Origin of the sequence: Phyllobacterium phragmitis, assembly GCF_002980495.1 — a bacterium.
In the GTDB taxonomy this organism is placed as follows: domain Bacteria; phylum Pseudomonadota; class Alphaproteobacteria; order Rhizobiales; family Rhizobiaceae; genus Paramesorhizobium; species Paramesorhizobium phragmitis.
Genome location: NZ_PVBR01000009.1, coordinates 41,082 through 57,674 on the forward strand (window position 1 = coordinate 41,082; position 16,593 = coordinate 57,674).

A 16,593-nucleotide genomic window follows, 5' to 3' on the forward strand; every position below is an offset into this window, starting at 1 on the left:
TCTCTCATGAGCCAGTCCAAATCCGCGAGCATCATGGACGCTCGCATTCTCATCCCCGCCATCGGCGGGGCGTTCAGGAAACTGGATCCGCGCAGCCTTGCCAGGAACCCGGTTATGTTCGTCGTCGCTGTCGTGTCTGCGCTGACGACTGTGCTGTTTTTGAAGGATCTGGCGACGGGTGCAAGCAATCTGGGCTTCTCCTTCCAGATCATCCTCTGGCTGTGGTTCACCGTGCTTTTCGCCAATTTCGCAGAAGCCGTCGCGGAAGGGCGCGGCAAGGCGCAGGCGGATTCGCTGCGCCGTTCACGCACGGAGACGCAAGCCAAATTGCTGGCCGGCGATAGCAGGTCGGATTTCAAGCTGGTGCCCGGCACCGGCCTGAAGGTCGGCGACATCGTTCTCGTGGAAGCCGGCGATATCATCCCCTCGGACGGCGAGATCATCGAAGGCATCGCCTCGGTCAACGAGGCGGCGATAACAGGCGAATCCGCGCCGGTCATCCGCGAGTCCGGCGGCGACCGTTCTGCCGTAACCGGCGGTACGCAGGTTCTCTCCGACTGGATCCGCGTGCGCATCACCGCCGCTGCCGGCTCCACCTTCCTCGACCGCATGATCGCGCTCGTCGAAGGGGCCGAGCGTCAAAAGACGCCGAACGAAATCGCCCTCAACATCCTGCTGGCCGCGATGACGCTGATCTTCGTCATGGCGGTGGCGACGATCCCCAGCTTTGCCGCCTATGCCGGCGGCGCCATTCCCGTTATCGTGCTGGTCGCCCTGTTCGTGACCTTGATCCCCACGACCATCGGCGCGCTTCTCTCGGCCATCGGCATCGCCGGCATGGACCGGCTGGTGCGCTTCAACGTGCTGGCCATGTCGGGCCGCGCCGTGGAAGCGGCGGGCGATATCGACACGCTCTTGCTCGACAAGACCGGGACGATCACGCTGGGCAACCGCCAGGCGACCGAGTTCCGCCCGGTGAGCGGGGTGAGCGAGCACGAACTGGCGGATGCAGCCCAGCTTGCCTCGCTCGCCGACGAGACGCCCGAGGGACGCTCCATCGTCGTTCTCGCCAAGGAGAAATACGGCATCCGGGCGCGCGACATGGCAAGCCTCAACGCCACCTTCGTGCCGTTTACCGCGCAAAGCCGCATGAGCGGCATCGATTCCGATGGCGCGTCCATCCGCAAGGGTGCGGTGGATGCGGTGCTGAAATATGTCGATCAGATTTCATCCAAGACCGGCAATGCGCGGGCCAGAAACGAGGCGGTCCGCGATATCCAGTCGATCAGCGACGAGATCGCCAAAAAGGGGGGCACACCGCTTGCCGTCGTGCGCGATGGCCGCCTGCTGGGCGTCATTCATCTGAAGGACATCGTCAAGGGCGGCATTCGCGAGCGCTTTGCCGAATTGCGCCGTATGGGCATCCGCACCGTGATGATCACCGGCGACAATCCGATGACGGCGGCAGCCATCGCAGCCGAGGCCGGCGTCGATGATTTTCTCGCGCAGGCCACGCCCGAGGACAAGCTGCGGCTGATCCGCGACGAACAGGCCAAGGGCAAGCTGGTCGCCATGTGCGGCGACGGCACCAATGACGCCCCGGCGCTGGCCCAGTCCGATGTCGGCGTGGCGATGAACACCGGCACGGTGGCCGCGCGCGAGGCGGGCAACATGATCGACCTCGATTCCGATCCGACCAAGCTCATCGAGATCGTCGAGATCGGCAAGCAGCTTCTGATGACGCGCGGTTCGCTGACCACATTCTCCATCGCCAACGATGTCGCCAAATACTTTGCCATCCTGCCTGCGATGTTCGTCACGCTCTATCCGCATCTGGGCGCGCTCAACATCATGGGGCTGTCAACGCCTGAAAGCGCCATCCTTTCCGCGATCATCTTTAACGCGCTCATCATCATCGCGCTCATCCCGCTGGCGCTGAAAGGCGTCGCTTACCGTGCGATCGGGGCCGGTCCCCTGTTGCGGCGCAACCTGCTGATCTACGGCCTCGGCGGGCTGATCGTGCCATTCGCGGGCATCAAGCTCATCGACATGGCTATCACCGCGCTGCATCTCGTTTGATCGAAAGGGATCAAGACAATGACCATTCTCTATCTCATTCTGGGGCTGGCGGTATTCGGGCTCCTCATCGCCCTGACCTCGGCCATCGACCGCGCTTAGAGCGGTTCATTTTTGGATGGAAACGCTGATGTAACTGGAATGCCCCTCATCCGCCTGCCGGCACCTTCTCCCCGTAAAGCACGGGGAGAAGGAAGAGGTGGCAAGGTCTACGCCCCCTCTCCCCGTTCTTCACGGGGAGAGGGTAAGGGTGAGGGGCATGGCGCAAACATCAAAACAGGAACCGCTCTACCCTGATCCGGAGTTATCTCGATGCTCTTACAATCCATACTCTTCGTCGCGCTCATCGTCGGCGGCACGGCGCTCATCTCATGGCCGCTCGGTCGCTACATGGCCTGGGCCATGGACGCGAACGCTTTCACGCGCCTTTTCCAATCCATCGGCGGCGCATCCACGCGTGGCACCCAGGACTGGAAGCAGTACATGCTGGCGATGCTGGCGTTCAACATCGTCATGTTCGTCGTGTGCTTCGCGCTATTGGCGCTGCAGCAATATCTGCCGCTCAATCCCGATGGCAAAGGCGCGCTTGAAGGCAGCCTGATCTTCAACACCGCCGCCTCGTTCACCACCAACACCAATCTCCAGCATTATTCCGGTGAGGTGTCTCTCTCCTACCTGTCGCAGTTGGCGGCGCTGATGTGGCTGCAATTCGTGTCAGCCGCGACGGGCATTGCCGCCCTTGCCGCTCTGGCGCGCGGGCTGGCGGGCCGGGAGCTTGGAAATTTCTTCGTCGATGTGCAACGCGCAACCTTCCTGGTGCTTCTGCCGATAGCACTCGTCGTCGCCTGCCTGCTGGTATCAGGCGGATTGCCGATGACATTCCACGGAGCGGCTGTCGCCACGACGCTGGAAGGCGTGCAGCAGACCATCGCACGCGGCCCTGTCGCGGCGTTCGTGGCGATCAAGCAACTGGGCACCAACGGCGGCGGCTTCTTCGGCCCCAACTCGACGCATCCGCTCGAAAACACCAGTTTCTGGACCAATGCGCTCTCCATGATAGCGATCATCATCATTCCGATGGCATGTGTCTGGATGTTCGGCCGCATCATCGGACGCATGCGCCACGCCGCTGTTATCTTCGGTGTCATGATGGTGCTGCTGCTCGTCAAGATCACCGGCGCCGTCTATTTCGAAAGCGCCCCGACGGAAGCCTTCGCAAATTTGGCCGTCGAGCAGACTGCCGGCAATCTCGAAGGCAAGGAACTGCGGTTCGGCCCCACCGGCGGCCCGCTCTGGTCCGTGCTGACCACATCGACCAGCAACGGTTCCGTCGGCGCGATGCATGACAGCCTCAATCCGATGACCGGGCTGATGCCGATGATCGGCATGTGGCTGAACGCCACCTTCGGCGGCGTCGGCGTCGGCATGATCAACATGTTCCTCTATATGGTCGTCGGCGTCTTCATCGCCGGCATGATGATCGGCCGCACGCCGGAATATCTGGGCTGGCGAGTCGAGGCGCGCGAGGTCAAGTTTGCCATGCTGGCCCTGCTGAGCCACGGGTTCTTCATCCTCGTCGGGACGGCTGTGTTCGCGGCAACGCCATGGGGACGCGATACGCTCAACAATATCGGCCCGCACGGCTTCAGCGAGATGCTCTACGAGTTCACATCGGCTGCGGCCAATAACGGCTCGGGCTTCGAAGGTCTTGGCGACAACACCATGCCGTGGAACATCGCGACAGGTCTGGTGATGCTGCTCGGACGCTTCATCCCGATCATCCTGCCGCTGGCGATCATCGGCTCGCTGTCGGCCAAACGGCGCAGCGCCGAATCGAGCGGAACGCTGAGCGTGGAAGACGGCACCTTCGCCGGAATGCTGATCGCGACGATCTTCATCGTCGGCGCGCTCACCTTCTTCCCGGCGGCAACGCTTGGGCCCATTGCCGAGCATCTTACCTATATGAAATGAATCGGAGACCGATCATGGAAACTCTACTTGCCAGCCTTCGCATAAGCGTCGCCACCATGCTGATCTGTGTTGGCGGTTACTCCACCGCCGTCTGGGCCTTCGGCCAGACCGTAACGCCCGGTACGGCGGAAGGCTCCCTGATAACCTTGCCGAACGGCACGATTGTCGGCAGCCGCCAGATCGCTCAAGGCTTCACTCCGCCCAAATATTTCTGGCCGCGACCATCGGCGGTGGATTACAACGCCGACGCCGCCGGCGGCAGCAACAAATCACCGACCAGCGCCGATTTGACGAAACGCGCAGAAGAAACCATCGCCCGCTACGGCGCCACCCCGCAGAACCCCCTTCCCGCCGAACTGGCGACGGCTTCCGGTTCAGGACTCGACCCCAACATCTCGGAACACGCCGCGCTCTATCAGGCCCCGCGCGTGGCGGCAGCGCGTGGGTTGCCCATTGCCCAGGTCGAGGCGCTGATCCATAAGCAGTCCTTCAAACCGGGCGGTTTTCTCACATCGGCCAAGCTGGTAAATGTGCTAGAACTCAATCTGGCGCTCGATCAGCGAGGCAGTTAGGATTTATCCTGCAAATTGCCCCTCACCCTTACCCTCTCCCCGTAAGCACGGGGAGAGGGTAAGGGTGAGGGGCATCTTCGCCACGTATAGGAAACGAATGGCCAACGACCGGCGCGATCCTGACAGACGCCCCTCACCCGAAGCCCTGCTGAAGGCGGCGCAGCGGGAGGAGACCCGCGCGGGCAAGCTCAAGATTTTTGTCGGCTCAGCGCCGGGCGTCGGCAAGACCTATGAGATGCTGCGGACCGCCCATGCGCGGGCAAAGGACGGCTATGACATCGTCGCCGGCGTGGTGGAGACCCATGGCCGCAACGAGACGGCGGCCCTGCTCGAGGGATTGGAGATCGTCCCCCATAAGCACATCACCTATAGAGGCCGCCGGCTCGAAGAGATGGACATCGACGCCATCATCGAGCGGCGGCCGCAGATCGTGCTGGTGGACGAGCTTGCGCATACCAACGCATCGGGAAGCCGCCACCCCAAGCGCTATATGGATGTGGAAGAACTGCTGGATAACGGCATCGACGTCTACACCACCGTCAATATCCAGCACATCGAGAGCCTCAATGATGTGGTCGCCCAGATCACGCGCGTCCGGGTGCGCGAGACGGTGCCGGATGCGATATTCGACCGCGCCGATGCCGTGGAACTGATCGACCTCACGCCCGAAGACCTGATCGCGCGCCTGAGAGACGGCAAGGTCTATGTTGCCAAGCAGGCGACGCGCGCGCTGAAACATTTCTTCTCGCCCGCCAATCTGACCGCGCTGCGCGAGCTTGCCTTGCGCCGCACGGCCGAGCAGGTGGACGAGCAATTGCTGACGCAGATGCAGGCGGGCGCCATCGAAGGACCATGGGCGGCGGGCGAGCGCATTCTGGTCTGCGTCAGCGAGGATCCCCGCTCTGCCGGGCTGGTGCGCTATGCAAAGCGCCTTGCCGACCGGCTGCACGCGCCATGGACCGCGCTTTATATCGAATGCAGGCGTGGTTCCGAGCTCAGCGAGGAACAGCGTGACCGCATTGCCGATACGCTTCGTCTCGCCCAGGGGATGAAAGGTGAAGCGGTCACCATCCCGGGGAGCGAGCGCCGCGTCGCCGACGACGCGATCGGCTATGCCCAGGCAAACAACATCACCCATATCGTCATCGGCAAATCCAGCCGCTCGCGGTGGTTCGAGATCCTGAACGGCTCGGTGGTGCACGAACTGGTGCGCCGGGCCGGCAATATCAGCGTGCACGTCATCGCCGGCGAACAGATCGCCGGTGGCGCAATCGCGAAAAAGACGGTGAAGACAGCGCAGCCTGCTCCGGCGTTCAATTACCGCCCCTATGGCGTGTCGGTGCTCGCGGTGGCGGCGAGCGTGGGGTTCGGCCTCGCACTATGGCCGTGGATTCGCATCGAGAATATCGATCTGGTCTTTCTCGCCGCCATTGTCGGCGTCGCGGTGCGCTTCGGCCTGTGGCCGTCACTCTTCACCAGCGTGCTTTCCACGCTTTGCTACAATTTCTTTTTCACCGATCCCTATTACACGCTGCTTGTTTCACGTCCGACCGATGTCATCGCCGTCATCTTTTTCGGCATCGTGGCAATCGTCGTTTCCCATGTCGCGGCGCGAGCCCGCATTCAGGCCGTGGCGGCGATGGGACGAGCGCGCACGACGGAATCGCTCTATACGTTCAGCCGGAAGCTCGCCGGCGTTGGTACGCTGGATGACGTCCTCTGGGTCGCCGCCTATCAGACGGCCCTGATGCTGAAAGTGCAGGTCGTGCTTCTCTTGCCGGAACAAGACGGCGCAATCACCGTCAAGTCAGGCTATCCGCCGGAGGACATGCTGGATGATTCCGATCTGGCAGCCGCCAACTGGGCCTGGAAGAACGACCGCCCGGCGGGACGCGGCGCGGACACGCTGCCCGGCGCCCGGCGCCTGTTCCTGCCCATGCGCACGGGACGCGGCGTGGTCGGCATTGTCGGCATCGACAGCGACAAGCCCGGACCGTTGCTTACGCCCGACCAGCGGCGCCTGCTCGACGCGCTGATCGATCAGGCGGCGCTGGCGATCGAACGGGTGCATCTGGTCGAGGATATGGACCGGGCCCAGCGCACCATCGAAACGGACCGGCTGCGATCCGCCCTCCTGACCTCGATTTCGCACGATCTCAAGACGCCGCTCGCCGCCATCATGGGCGCGGCAGGCACGCTGAAGGAATTCGCTCCGGCCCTCGACGATCAGGCCAAGGCGGAACTGCTTGGCACAGTCATCGACGAATCCGAGAGGCTCAACCGCTTCATCGCCAATCTGCTCGACATGACCCGGATCGAGTCCGGCGCGATCTCGACGGAGCCGCAGCTCGGGCTCCATTATGTCGGCGATATCGTCGGCAGCGCTTTGAAGCGGGCCAGGAAAATGACCGTCGGCCATGAAATAGATATCGACATTCCATCCGACCTGCCGATGCTGAGGCTCGATCCGGTACTGTTCGAGCAGGTTCTGTTCAATCTTCTCGACAATGCCGCCAAATATGCACCGGCGGAGTCCGCCATTGTTATCCGGGGCCGCGAGAACGAGGATTTCGTGGTTCTCCAAATCATGGACGAAGGCCCCGGCATTCCTCCGCAAGATCTGGAGCGGGTTTTCGATACATTCTACCGCGTGGCCAAGAGCGATCAGGTACGCGCGGGAACAGGGCTCGGCCTTTCGATCTGCCGGGGATTCATCGAAGCGATGGGGGGAACGATATCGGCCGGCAACAGGACGGACAGGTCGGGTGCGGTCTTCACCATCACCATGCCGGTGCCATCCGAAGAACCGTTTCTGGATAATCCCACATGACCATATCCACGGTAAAAATCCTTGTCGTCGATGACGAGCCACCGATCAGGAAACTCCTGCGTGTCGGCCTGTCGACGCAGGGCTACACCATCCTGGAAGCGTCCAATGCGAAGACGGCCATCGAACAGTTGGAAGCCAACCGACCCGATCTGATCCTCCTCGATCTGGGTCTGCCCGATATATCCGGGCATGAACTGTTGCGCAAATGGCGCAACGAGGGAATGGCGCTTCCCGTGGTCATCCTTTCGAGCCGCACGGATGAAGTCGGCATTGTCGGGGCCCTTGAACTGGGGGCCGATGATTACGTGACCAAGCCGTTCGGCATGAACGAGCTCGTTGCGCGCATTCGTGTCGCGCTCCGGCACAGACTGCAGCAGCAGGGTGAAAAGCCGATCTTCCACACCGGCGATCTGTCGGTCGATCTGGTGAAACGGATCGTCAGGCTCGGTGACAAGGAGGTCAAGCTGTCGCCGAAGGAATACGACATTCTTCGCGTCCTCGTGCAACATGCCGGCAGGGTGCTGACCCACCGGTTCCTCCTGGAGCGGATTTGGGGCGGAGCCACCGACGTGCAATATCTCAGGGTCTATGTGCGCCAGCTCCGCCAGAAGATCGAGCAGACGCCGGATCAACCCCGTTATATCCTGACCGAAACCGGTGTCGGATACCGGCTCAGCGAGCCGGAGTAAGGCGGACAGATGAGTCCGTGGGTCTGTTATTGTTTTCTTTGAATCGTTTTTATCCAACGATAGGCAGTATCCAATCTGCAATATCAAATTGCTTACGGAAGTTTCCCCAATCGCCGGCAGGTTCCATTTGGCATGCTGCCCCGCCTTTTGGCGTGTTATGCTACGGCTGCGACGGCTGAAAGCGGTCGGGTTTGCTGCCCTTTGGTCATGCACAAGAGGATCGTTAGACCCCGCCGCCTTCGGTCGTTCTTAGTAAAGAAGCGTATCATGCCTCAAATTTGCTGGAAAAATGGTGAGGCTGCCCATCGCCGGTGAAATTCATCTGCGAAGGAGCAAGCCTTGAAAAAGCAATTGCTCGTATGGAGCACCCTGACATTTTTAAGCGTGGCAAGCCTTGTGCCGAATGCGCCACATATCTTTCCAGCCAAAATCCCGGCAGTCCATGCGAACCCGGCTGACTTGCCGTTTGATGATCTTGATGATGAAGCAAAGGAAGACAGATGGACGGAAAGCCGCCATGGGTCCGCGAGGTAGCGTGAGCGTTTCCGCTTTATATCCCTCCCTCCACAAATAGCATGTATGCCGCATGCGGGTTCGATAGCGGCACAGCTAGCTGCTCTGCGCCATGTAATATCTGCCTTCCTCCACAAGGCATTGCCCCAGGCGCCATTCCGCGGGTACGCCCTGCAACGTATAGATCACGCGATCAAGCCACATGATGGTGGTTCCTGCTTCGACTTGCAGGGTGGAGGCCACGTCAGGCGCTGCGCTGTTGATGGTGATGCGCTCATCGCTCCGGCCGAGCAGAACCCCGAATTGCTGCGCCAGCACTGCGAGGCGCTGCGATGCCTTGTCATGGCCGGCGAGCCCAGGGAACAATTTGGCGGATAGCACCACATCCTCCAGCATATAGGGCTTGCCATTGGCCGACCAAAGGCGCTGGATGTGATGCACCCGCTCGCGGGCCCGCAGGCGCAAGCGCATGCCGTCGGCTTCGCTGACCGTTGTCTCATAGATGCCCAGCACCTCCACGTCGCCGTCCACCCGCTTGCCGTCACGGCTCCTGATATTGCTGTAGCGTGCGGCATATTCCTCGGAAGACTGATCGTTCACGAAGGTGCCACGGCCCTGCCGGCGCGTGACCAGCCGCTCCGTCTCAGCCAGATCCAGTGCCTTGCGCATGGTGCCCGGGCTGACGCCGAACTCGCGCGCCAAATCGGTTTCGTTGGGAATGGCAGCGTGCGGCTTCCACTCGCCGGTGGCGATTCGCTGGGCGATCGCGTCGCGCACCTGCAGGTAGAGTGGACGGTTCGAGAAGCGGCTGGTTGGAAGCTCATTATTCAGTGCATAGATTTCCGATGCTTCTCTCATAGGGGGCTCCTCCTTTGAAATATGCGTGCCTTCAACTCCGAGCCGGTACAAGCGTTCCGGCTTCTTTGGGTATGATTACGAGTAAGAATACATGTTTATTGAGTATGTGCGACGATAGTGTCTGACCATACGGAAGGATGCCAGCCTATTGCGTGGAGAATGTTATTTCTTTGATAAACCACTGTTCGTTAAAAGATAACAGATAGAGGCTTGAGGGGTGTACGCAAGTTTGCTCGCTGCATAGAGAAGAGATAATGGGAAATCAACTAACAGTTTGATACATTTGTCTTTTTAGATTCCGGTAATATTAGATATTACTTGGAGAGTGGCGGTAATGCGTGAAGTGGCGCGGTAAGAGAACCGCCCCCGCATGGGTGGTGCGGCGGGAAAAAGCCATTCGTTTTATCGTTAATAGATAGTTTCTATCTTCCCGCCGGATTGTACGGATCGGCCGGTGGCGGATTTACAGCTTTGCGTTGAATTATTGGATGAAATCCGAATCCGCGGCAGCTTCGATTCCTGCCGGGCCCGCAATCAGCCATGACGCGGTTCGGGCCATAGGCGACGCTCAAAGAACTCGCAAGGGCGTGGACCGGGGCGCGATGGCGCACCGCGAATGAGGGATGACCGGAAGGGGCTCTGTAGTCCATTGCAGATCGAATGGAAACCCTTACAGGCGGCCTCTCGCCGGGTGATCACCACTTGATACCAATGCCCGCACCGGGATCGAGGTGGTTGTCGGAAAGCACAATGCGCAGATCCAAAGTTCCAGCGCCCGAGTCGTTGAGATAACCGGCACGAAGGCCAAAGTTCCGCCCCAATCCGTCCTTCGGCTCAGAGGTCTGAACCAGCGGCACGCCAGGAGCCGTTCATGGCGCGAGCCGATGGTGCGTCGGCGCGTTCAAGCTCTTATCCATCCCGCGGTCGGCAGTCATCAGATCGCCTGGCCGATGTGGGCCAGCGCCTCTTTCGCAATGCCTTCAGTGCGCCGCCGCGCTGCTGTCGTCAATGTGGACATATGCATACACTTTTCGCGTAATGGCCGCTTGATGAACGCGGTGCGGATAGCCATCCCATCGCCGCGTCGTGCCCTCGATCCCGTACAGCGCGTTTTCGGCGACGGGTATGGTGTCGCACATGGCTTGGTTGTTGTGAATTCCGGGACCCGTCTCGCGCCTGATCGAGCAGCATTTCCTTATCGGTAGTAACTGGCAACCAAGATCGGCAACAGGTATCGGCAAAACCTTGCTTTCAGCGTCATAAAATGTTTTAAATGCAAGACTTTATGCGCTCAATAAGATCGGCAAAAAATGAGCACCATCGAGACTCCGTCGCGGATCGAGCCGCTATTCTTCGAGGATAGCATTCCCGCTGTCTTGGCCGACCTGACGGTCGAACTCCAGCGGGAGGCGGGGGATCTCGGCCGCGGCCTTCATCGTGAATCGGCTGCCGAACTGGCCGATCTCGTCAGGATGATGAACAGCTATTACAGCAACCTCATCGAGGGCCACAATACCCGTCCAAAGGACATCGAACGAGCACTGGCCGGTGTCGAGGTTGAACCCGAACGGCGGGCGCTGGCCCTTGAGGCGAAGGCCCATGTCGAAGTGCAACGCGAGATCGACGCCATGCATCGACGGGACGACCTACCGAGCCCGACATCAATCGATTTCATAAAATGGATTGATGGGTGCTTTTATATCGAAATGCCCGACGAATTCCGCTTCACCGAACGCCCGGACGGCACGAAGATGGAGATTGTGCCTGGAGCGTTCCGCTGTTCTCCCGATCAGGATATCACTGTTGGCCGACATCAGCCCCCTTCATCCGAAAGCGTCCAAACGTTCATGGAATGGTTCCAGAAACGGTTTGCAGCGGCCGAAAAACAGGCCAGCCTTCGCATCATCGCCATTGCCTCCGCTCATCACCGATTGAACTACATCCACCCATTCCCCGATGGCAACGGGCGCGTGTCTCGTCTGATGTCCCATGCCATGGCTCTGCAGGCTGGTATCGGAGGGCAGGGGCTGTGGTCGATTTCCCGCGGGCTGGCCCGTGGTCTCAGAGATCGTGGCGAATATAAGCGGCTCATGGATCACGCCGACAGCCCACGGCAGGGAGATCTCGATGGTCGTGGCAACCTGTCCCAGAAGGCGCTGAAGGATTTCTGCGAATGGTTCTTGACGGTTGCACTCGACCAGGTGCGCTTTTCGACCACGATGTTCGATTTTGATCGCTTGGAAGATCGCTATCGTTCCCTCGTTCGCGACACTTCCGACGATAGGCGTGCACCTGAACTAATCTCAGCTGTGTTGAAGCATGGTTCGCTCGCTCGGGGAGAAGCCAATCTTGTGCTGAAGACCTCTGAGCGGACAGCCCGCACAACACTCAACGGTCTCGTGAGACAGGGCTTCCTGAAGTCAGATAGCCCGAAAGCTCCAGTTCGGATCGCATTTCCCCTCGACTACCGAGAACGCCTGTTCCCGAACCTCTTCACGGATGCGGAGGTCGTTGTACCTGAGCCACCTGATTTGCGATACGGCTGAGAATCTGAAAGCGGCCAAAGAGGCTGTGCGAAAAGGGCGATGCTCCGTGCGGTCTCGTAAACGTCATTGCCGGCCAGGGCGCCACGGCTGGCCAAATCGCAGTTCGACACGGTGTTTAGCCCGGGGACATGGCGGACACCTGTTCGGATAGATCACTGACGGATTTCTTGTTCGTCAAGTCGATTGTTACGATTCTATGAGCGGCAAAGAAGACGGCGAAGACGGCCCTCGGCGGCAAGGACATCGACGAACTGTCGTTCGGCGGCAAAGGGATGCAATTCCCAACCAAAATGGTCGAAACCGGCCAGTACGACGTCGTCATCCCGCGTTGCAAAACTGGAAAGGACGTCGGCAATGACGATCATGCCGCTCGATGGCACGGCGTAGGGCGCCGGCCCAAACCGCGCCAGATCCCGATCCACCTGCTCATGCACAGCGGCGGCGATGACGCGATGCCGGCGGCCCGTCGCCTGGGCGAAGCTCTCGAAATCCGTCGTGTAATCGTCGCAGAAATCGCCCAGATCTGGATAGGTTTTTGCCAGTTCTGCACGCATGTTCGCGAATTTCCCGCCGGATCGCACGCTCCAGATCTCCCATGCCTGCCGTACAGCGCTATTGGACTTCCAGCTACCGCCCAGCATGGAGAGCGCAGGACGACCGGTGTTGCAGACGGCGACGATATCGGTCTTTGTGCCGCTGGCACCGACGGAGCGGCAATCGTTGAAACGGATCACGACATCGGCTGCATCGATCATGGCGCCAGCACCTGCCGGCACGTCACCGTTTCCCACAATCATGATGATGCGACCGGTCTTCAACGGTCAATCCTCGATGCGCGCTGTGGTCAGTTGCGCCATTTCGCCAGTTCCTTGCCCGGGATCATGTGGTTGTCTCCCCTGCTTGTCACGCCGCAGCATTCGCAATTCGGCGTAGCGCCGGAAGGCTGGAATGAACAAGACAATACATTGGCCTGCAACAATAATGGCACCCGGTGATGCTCACATAATCGTTACGCCGAATCCGGAAAGCCGGCGATCCTCCGGGCCTGCGCTCTGCTGTTACTGCCGGCGTGACCTCAGCTTTGTCCTGATATCGTCGAGAACAGGCATGAGAGCCAGCATCAGGAGCAGGGCGGCGAGAAACAGGGTCGCCGCGAAGCCCATCTGCTTGAAGCCCACTGCACCAAGAACGCCCCCGGCGAAGAAGAGGAAAACAAGCGATACCAGCAGCTTCAGTTTTTTGCGATCAGCTTTCACCAGGGGTTTCGAGGGAATGTCCTTGGAGGTATTCCAGTAGAACAGCTTGCCGAATTCGATACCCATGTCGGTTACCAGTCCTGTGACATGGGTTGTCCGGATTCTCGCTCCAGACAGCTTGGTGATAATGGCGTTTTGCAAACCCATGATGAAGCACAGCAGCATCACCGTCAGCGAAATAAACAGTCCCTGATGGCGGGCAAGATGGCTGCCAAGCAGGCCGAAGCAGATCAACAAGCCGGCTTCCAGGACAAGCGGAAAGGCATATTCGCTTTCCAGATGTTGGCGGCGTCCCCAATTGATCAGGATTGCCGACATGGCCGCACCTGCGACGAACGACAAAAGCGCGCCTACACCCGAGAGCATCAGCATCACATCGCCCAGGGCCAGATTGTCGGCCATTGCCGAAACAATACCGGACATGTGAGAGGTATATTGCTGGACAGCCAGAAACCCGCCGGCATTGGCTGCTCCCGCGATGAAGATCAAGTAGCCGGCGAGGTGCCGATCGGCTTGATCAGTTCGTTCCTTGGCAGCCAATCTGCGCAAATAAACAATCACAGTTGAACCTCTCCATCCGGACAGGAAAGACCGAAACGGGAATGGTCAGTTGGGGTCATTGACGTTCTTGGCGATGGGGCGGGCGATGCTTCTAAGAATTCCACCGCAATGCATGAGTTATGATATCAGCACATGTATCATCGATGTATGAGACTTCAATACAGAACATTGGATATGAGGGCGAAGGGAACATCAGGGCTCGCGCGCGCCTTGCAGCCGATAATAAGCAATCATGGCGGATGCGTAGATCGGGTGCAGGCCGTGAAGCGGCATCGGTTTGACGTCGGAGGTCCCCGACCGTGTAGTTCTCGGCATTATCGACGGCGACGAACATGGCGTCGCCATAGGTGTAGACGGGTGTGCTGAAATCGACCGCGTTCCTCCAATTCGACCAGCGCCTTGCCATCATCCGCACGCATTGGCGCGTCGGGGGATACATTCATGAGCCTTATGACCTATGTAGTTTCATTGCCTGCCGAGAGCCTTGCGTTGGATCGGCTTTATCTTATAGGCGCAGCGCCTTGCGCCCTTGAGAATGTGTTCGAAACGGTCCACCTCGACGCTGGGTCCAAGTGCCGCTTGAAAGATTTCAAGTTCTGAGCGGCACAGTTTCTGACAGGATCTGGCTGCAACGCAGATCGGGCAATGGTTCTCGATCAGAATGAAGTTTCCGTCCGCATCACGTTCACTCGTCGCCATATAGCCTTCGGCAGACCGTATTTTGGCGAGCTCCTCGACCTTGGCTTCCATCGTTTCAACCGATTCGAGCGCTATTTTATACTGATCGAGTGTTGCCTGTTCCCTGTGCGAAATCAGGCGTTCCAGCCCCTCATTTCCGAATATTGCGGAAACCGATGCCAGGATGTCGGTTGTCAGAACCGCATGATTATCAGGAAACTGGCTGTTACCAGCATCGGTCAGATGCCAGAAACGCTTCGGCCGCCCTACACTCTCCCGCAAATCCTCGAAATCGACGAGCCCGGCCTCGTGCAGGCGGCCAAGCATCTGCCGCACCGCTACGGCGGTGATATGAAAGCGCTGGCCCAGTGAAGTCGCGGTCTGAGGTCCTGCAACTTTCAGGGAATATAACATGCGATTGGCGGTTCGATCCTGCATCATGGCATTATAGCGGAAAAAATTAAAAAACATATTGCTTGTTTTATAGAGGTGAATATAAAAACGTAAAACTTGTTTTAATGAGAGTATCCCATGACGACCCCATCAGATAGCCGCGACGCAAGCTGGTCCGAACTGCTGACCGCAGACTATTCCGCCGCAACGATGACGCTATGCCTGGGCGTGGCGCTTTTCGCCTTCAATGGCTTTCTGGTCTCGACATCCCTGCCCACGGCTGTCGGTGAAATCGGCGGGCTCGAACTCATCTCATGGGCTTTCACGCTTTATCTTGTTCTTTCGATCATTGGCGGTGCGAGCGCGGCGCTGCTGAAAGTCCGGTTCGGTGCGCATACGGCTCTCGTCGCATCAGCGCTGGTCTTTCTTGCCGGGACACTGATTGCCGCCTTCGCCTCATCGATGACGGAGGTGCTGATAGGCAGGGCGCTGCAAGGCCTGGGTGAGGGGGTCATTGCGGCCATTTGCTATGCGTTGATACCGGAGCTGTTCCCGTCACGGCTTGTTGCCAAGGTCTTCGGCGCGGAGGCTGTCGTCTGGGCCATTGCTGCCTTTGGCGGCCCGTTGGTATCGGGAATATTGACGGAACATGTGTCGTGGCGTGCGGCATTTCTCGTCAATGTCCCGCTTGGGCTGATATTCATCGCACTGGTGTTTCGCATCGTTCCGAAGATTTCGGGCGAAACGGAGCGCCTGACGGTGCCCTTCATGCGGCTTGCGGCCATTGGCGCCGGCATCATGTTCGTGGCGCTTGCCAGCATCATGCAGGCAGTGTCGCTCGAAATCCTTTTTGTAGCGGGTGCTGCGATCGTTCTTGCATCCGTCGTCGCAATCGACCGGCGCAGCGCGACGCCGCTGTTTCCATCGGATGCCTTTGCACTGAACTCGACCGTCGGTATCGGACTTTGGATCGTGTTGCTCATGCCCGTGGCCCAATCCTCCACCTCGGTTTATCTGGTGCTGACGCTGCAGAATTTGTGGGGCTATGGTCCTACGAAAGCCGGCGCATTCAGTGCCACATTTGCAATCGCGTGGAGCCTTTGTGCAATTCTCGTGGCGAATATCCAGGATTCCCGCCAACGCTCATGGATGATACGGCTTGGACCCACATTGCTGGTCAGCGGGCTCGCCACCCTTGTTCTCGGTTTTTCCATGGACATGGCGCTTGTGGTCATGGTCGGCCAGATTCTCATCGGCACCGGATTTGGCGTCAGTTGGGGCTTCCTGAGCCAGACCGTCATGGAGGCCGCCCGTAGCGGAGAACGCGACCGCGCTTCGGCCCTGCTGCCTACCCTGCAGTCGGCGGGCTATGCGATAGGGGCTGCCCTTGCTGGGCTGGCCGCCAACGTCGTGGGGTATCCTCTCGCCATGAGCCCGGATGCCTTGCGGGGTGCCACAATGGCAATCTTCGCCGTCTCAACCATTATCGGAATCGGCGCTATGATCGCCGGCTATGCATTGCCGTTGCGCAAGCGAACGATGCTGGCGATCGAGTTGCCGAAAAACTGAAGCGCTCCGACAGTTGGCGGACAGCTGGAGCCACGGGCGAACCCAGCCGAAAATCGCGGATACCGGCAATGATTTCGATGG

The 16,593-nt window shown here is 59.4% G+C and carries 12 protein-coding genes and 1 pseudogene; 8 read left to right on the forward strand and 5 right to left on the reverse strand.

Going from position 1 to position 16,593, the window contains the following annotated elements; genetic code table 11:
- Window positions 1–6: 6 nt before the first annotated feature.
- The 6 genes from kdpB (at window position 7) to C5748_RS27900 (ending at window position 8,672) form a co-directional block, all read left to right on the forward strand.
- Window positions 7–2,079: a potassium-transporting ATPase subunit KdpB gene (kdpB, locus tag C5748_RS13730; protein WP_105742504.1), complete on the forward strand. Its 2,073-nt coding sequence runs from the start codon at window positions 7–9 to the stop codon at window positions 2,077–2,079.
- Window positions 2,080–2,388: 309 nt separating this feature from the next.
- Window positions 2,389–4,047, forward strand: coding sequence for a potassium-transporting ATPase subunit KdpA (kdpA, locus tag C5748_RS13735; RefSeq protein ID WP_199194794.1), 1,659 nt, complete (start codon window positions 2,389–2,391; stop codon window positions 4,045–4,047).
- Between the two features lie 14 nt (window positions 4,048–4,061).
- Complete coding sequence (locus C5748_RS13740; protein WP_105742505.1) at window positions 4,062–4,619, forward strand: potassium-transporting ATPase subunit C; 558 nt, start codon at window positions 4,062–4,064, stop codon at window positions 4,617–4,619.
- A gap of 97 nt (window positions 4,620–4,716) precedes the next feature.
- The gene (locus tag C5748_RS13745) at window positions 4,717–7,449 is read left to right on the forward strand and encodes a sensor histidine kinase (protein ID WP_105742506.1); all 2,733 of its coding nucleotides are present in this window, start codon (window positions 4,717–4,719) and stop codon (window positions 7,447–7,449) included.
- Window positions 7,446–8,138, forward strand: a complete 693-nt coding sequence (locus tag C5748_RS13750) for a response regulator transcription factor (protein WP_105742507.1) — start codon at window positions 7,446–7,448, stop codon at window positions 8,136–8,138. Before C5748_RS13745 ends, C5748_RS13750 begins: the two co-directional genes overlap by 4 nt.
- 339 nt (window positions 8,139–8,477) lie before the next feature.
- Window positions 8,478–8,672 carry a hypothetical protein gene (locus tag C5748_RS27900; protein ID WP_146119523.1) on the forward strand — a complete coding sequence of 65 codons (195 nt, stop codon included), beginning with the start codon at window positions 8,478–8,480 and terminating at the stop codon, window positions 8,670–8,672.
- 75 nt (window positions 8,673–8,747) lie between these two features.
- Here C5748_RS27900 and C5748_RS13755 read toward each other — a convergent pair whose 3' ends face one another.
- Both C5748_RS13755 and C5748_RS28205 read right to left on the reverse strand, forming a co-directional pair.
- Window positions 8,748–9,509, reverse strand: coding sequence for a GntR family transcriptional regulator (locus tag C5748_RS13755; protein WP_105742508.1), 762 nt, complete (start codon window positions 9,507–9,509; stop codon window positions 8,748–8,750).
- Between the two features lie 934 nt (window positions 9,510–10,443).
- On the reverse strand, window positions 10,444–10,581 hold the full coding sequence (locus C5748_RS28205) for a hypothetical protein (protein ID WP_158259858.1): 138 nt from the start codon (window positions 10,579–10,581) through the stop codon (window positions 10,444–10,446).
- Window positions 10,582–10,819: 238 nt separating this feature from the next.
- Here C5748_RS28205 and C5748_RS13760 point away from each other — a divergent pair, with 238 nt between their 5' ends.
- On the forward strand, window positions 10,820–12,055 hold the full coding sequence (locus C5748_RS13760; protein WP_105742509.1) for a Fic family protein: 1,236 nt from the start codon (window positions 10,820–10,822) through the stop codon (window positions 12,053–12,055).
- Between the two features lie 194 nt (window positions 12,056–12,249).
- Here the strand turns inward: C5748_RS13760 and C5748_RS13765 are convergent, their stop codons facing one another.
- The 3 genes and pseudogenes from C5748_RS13765 to C5748_RS13775 all read right to left on the reverse strand — a co-directional run bounded on the left by C5748_RS13765 (window position 12,250) and on the right by C5748_RS13775 (window position 14,964).
- Window positions 12,250–12,873 carry a glycosyltransferase family 29 protein gene (locus C5748_RS13765; protein WP_105742510.1) on the reverse strand — a complete coding sequence of 208 codons (624 nt, stop codon included), beginning with the start codon at window positions 12,871–12,873 and terminating at the stop codon, window positions 12,250–12,252.
- Between the two features lie 258 nt (window positions 12,874–13,131).
- A pseudogene (locus C5748_RS13770) lies at window positions 13,132–13,872 on the reverse strand (YoaK family protein); the annotation flags it as partial.
- A 465-nt stretch (window positions 13,873–14,337) separates the two neighbouring features.
- On the reverse strand, window positions 14,338–14,964 hold the full coding sequence (locus C5748_RS13775) for a helix-turn-helix transcriptional regulator (protein WP_245429103.1): 627 nt from the start codon (window positions 14,962–14,964) through the stop codon (window positions 14,338–14,340).
- Between the two features lie 117 nt (window positions 14,965–15,081).
- Here C5748_RS13775 and C5748_RS13780 point away from each other — a divergent pair, with 117 nt between their 5' ends.
- Window positions 15,082–16,512: an MFS transporter gene (locus C5748_RS13780; protein ID WP_105742512.1), complete on the forward strand. Its 1,431-nt coding sequence runs from the start codon at window positions 15,082–15,084 to the stop codon at window positions 16,510–16,512.
- Window positions 16,513–16,593: the final 81 nt, after the last annotated feature.

What these genes read in the sequence shown, in the direction of transcription:
- kdpB (WP_105742504.1), top strand. Translation starts at nt 7, where the DNA reads ATGAGCCAGTCCAAATCCGCGAGCATCATGGACGCTCGCATTCTCATC.
- kdpA (WP_199194794.1), top strand. Translation starts at nt 2,389, where the DNA reads ATGCTCTTACAATCCATACTCTTCGTCGCGCTCATCGTCGGCGGCACG.
- C5748_RS13740 (WP_105742505.1), top strand. Translation starts at nt 4,062, where the DNA reads ATGGAAACTCTACTTGCCAGCCTTCGCATAAGCGTCGCCACCATGCTG.
- C5748_RS13745 (WP_105742506.1), top strand. Translation starts at nt 4,717, where the DNA reads ATGGCCAACGACCGGCGCGATCCTGACAGACGCCCCTCACCCGAAGCC.
- C5748_RS13750 (WP_105742507.1), top strand. Translation starts at nt 7,446, where the DNA reads ATGACCATATCCACGGTAAAAATCCTTGTCGTCGATGACGAGCCACCG.
- C5748_RS13755 (WP_105742508.1), bottom strand. Translation starts at nt 9,509, where the DNA reads ATGAGAGAAGCATCGGAAATCTATGCACTGAATAATGAGCTTCCAACC.
- C5748_RS28205 (WP_158259858.1), bottom strand. Translation starts at nt 10,581, where the DNA reads ATGGCTATCCGCACCGCGTTCATCAAGCGGCCATTACGCGAAAAGTGT.
- C5748_RS13760 (WP_105742509.1), top strand. Translation starts at nt 10,820, where the DNA reads ATGAGCACCATCGAGACTCCGTCGCGGATCGAGCCGCTATTCTTCGAG.
- C5748_RS13775 (WP_245429103.1), bottom strand. Translation starts at nt 14,964, where the DNA reads ATGTTATATTCCCTGAAAGTTGCAGGACCTCAGACCGCGACTTCACTG.
- C5748_RS13780 (WP_105742512.1), top strand. Translation starts at nt 15,082, where the DNA reads ATGACGACCCCATCAGATAGCCGCGACGCAAGCTGGTCCGAACTGCTG.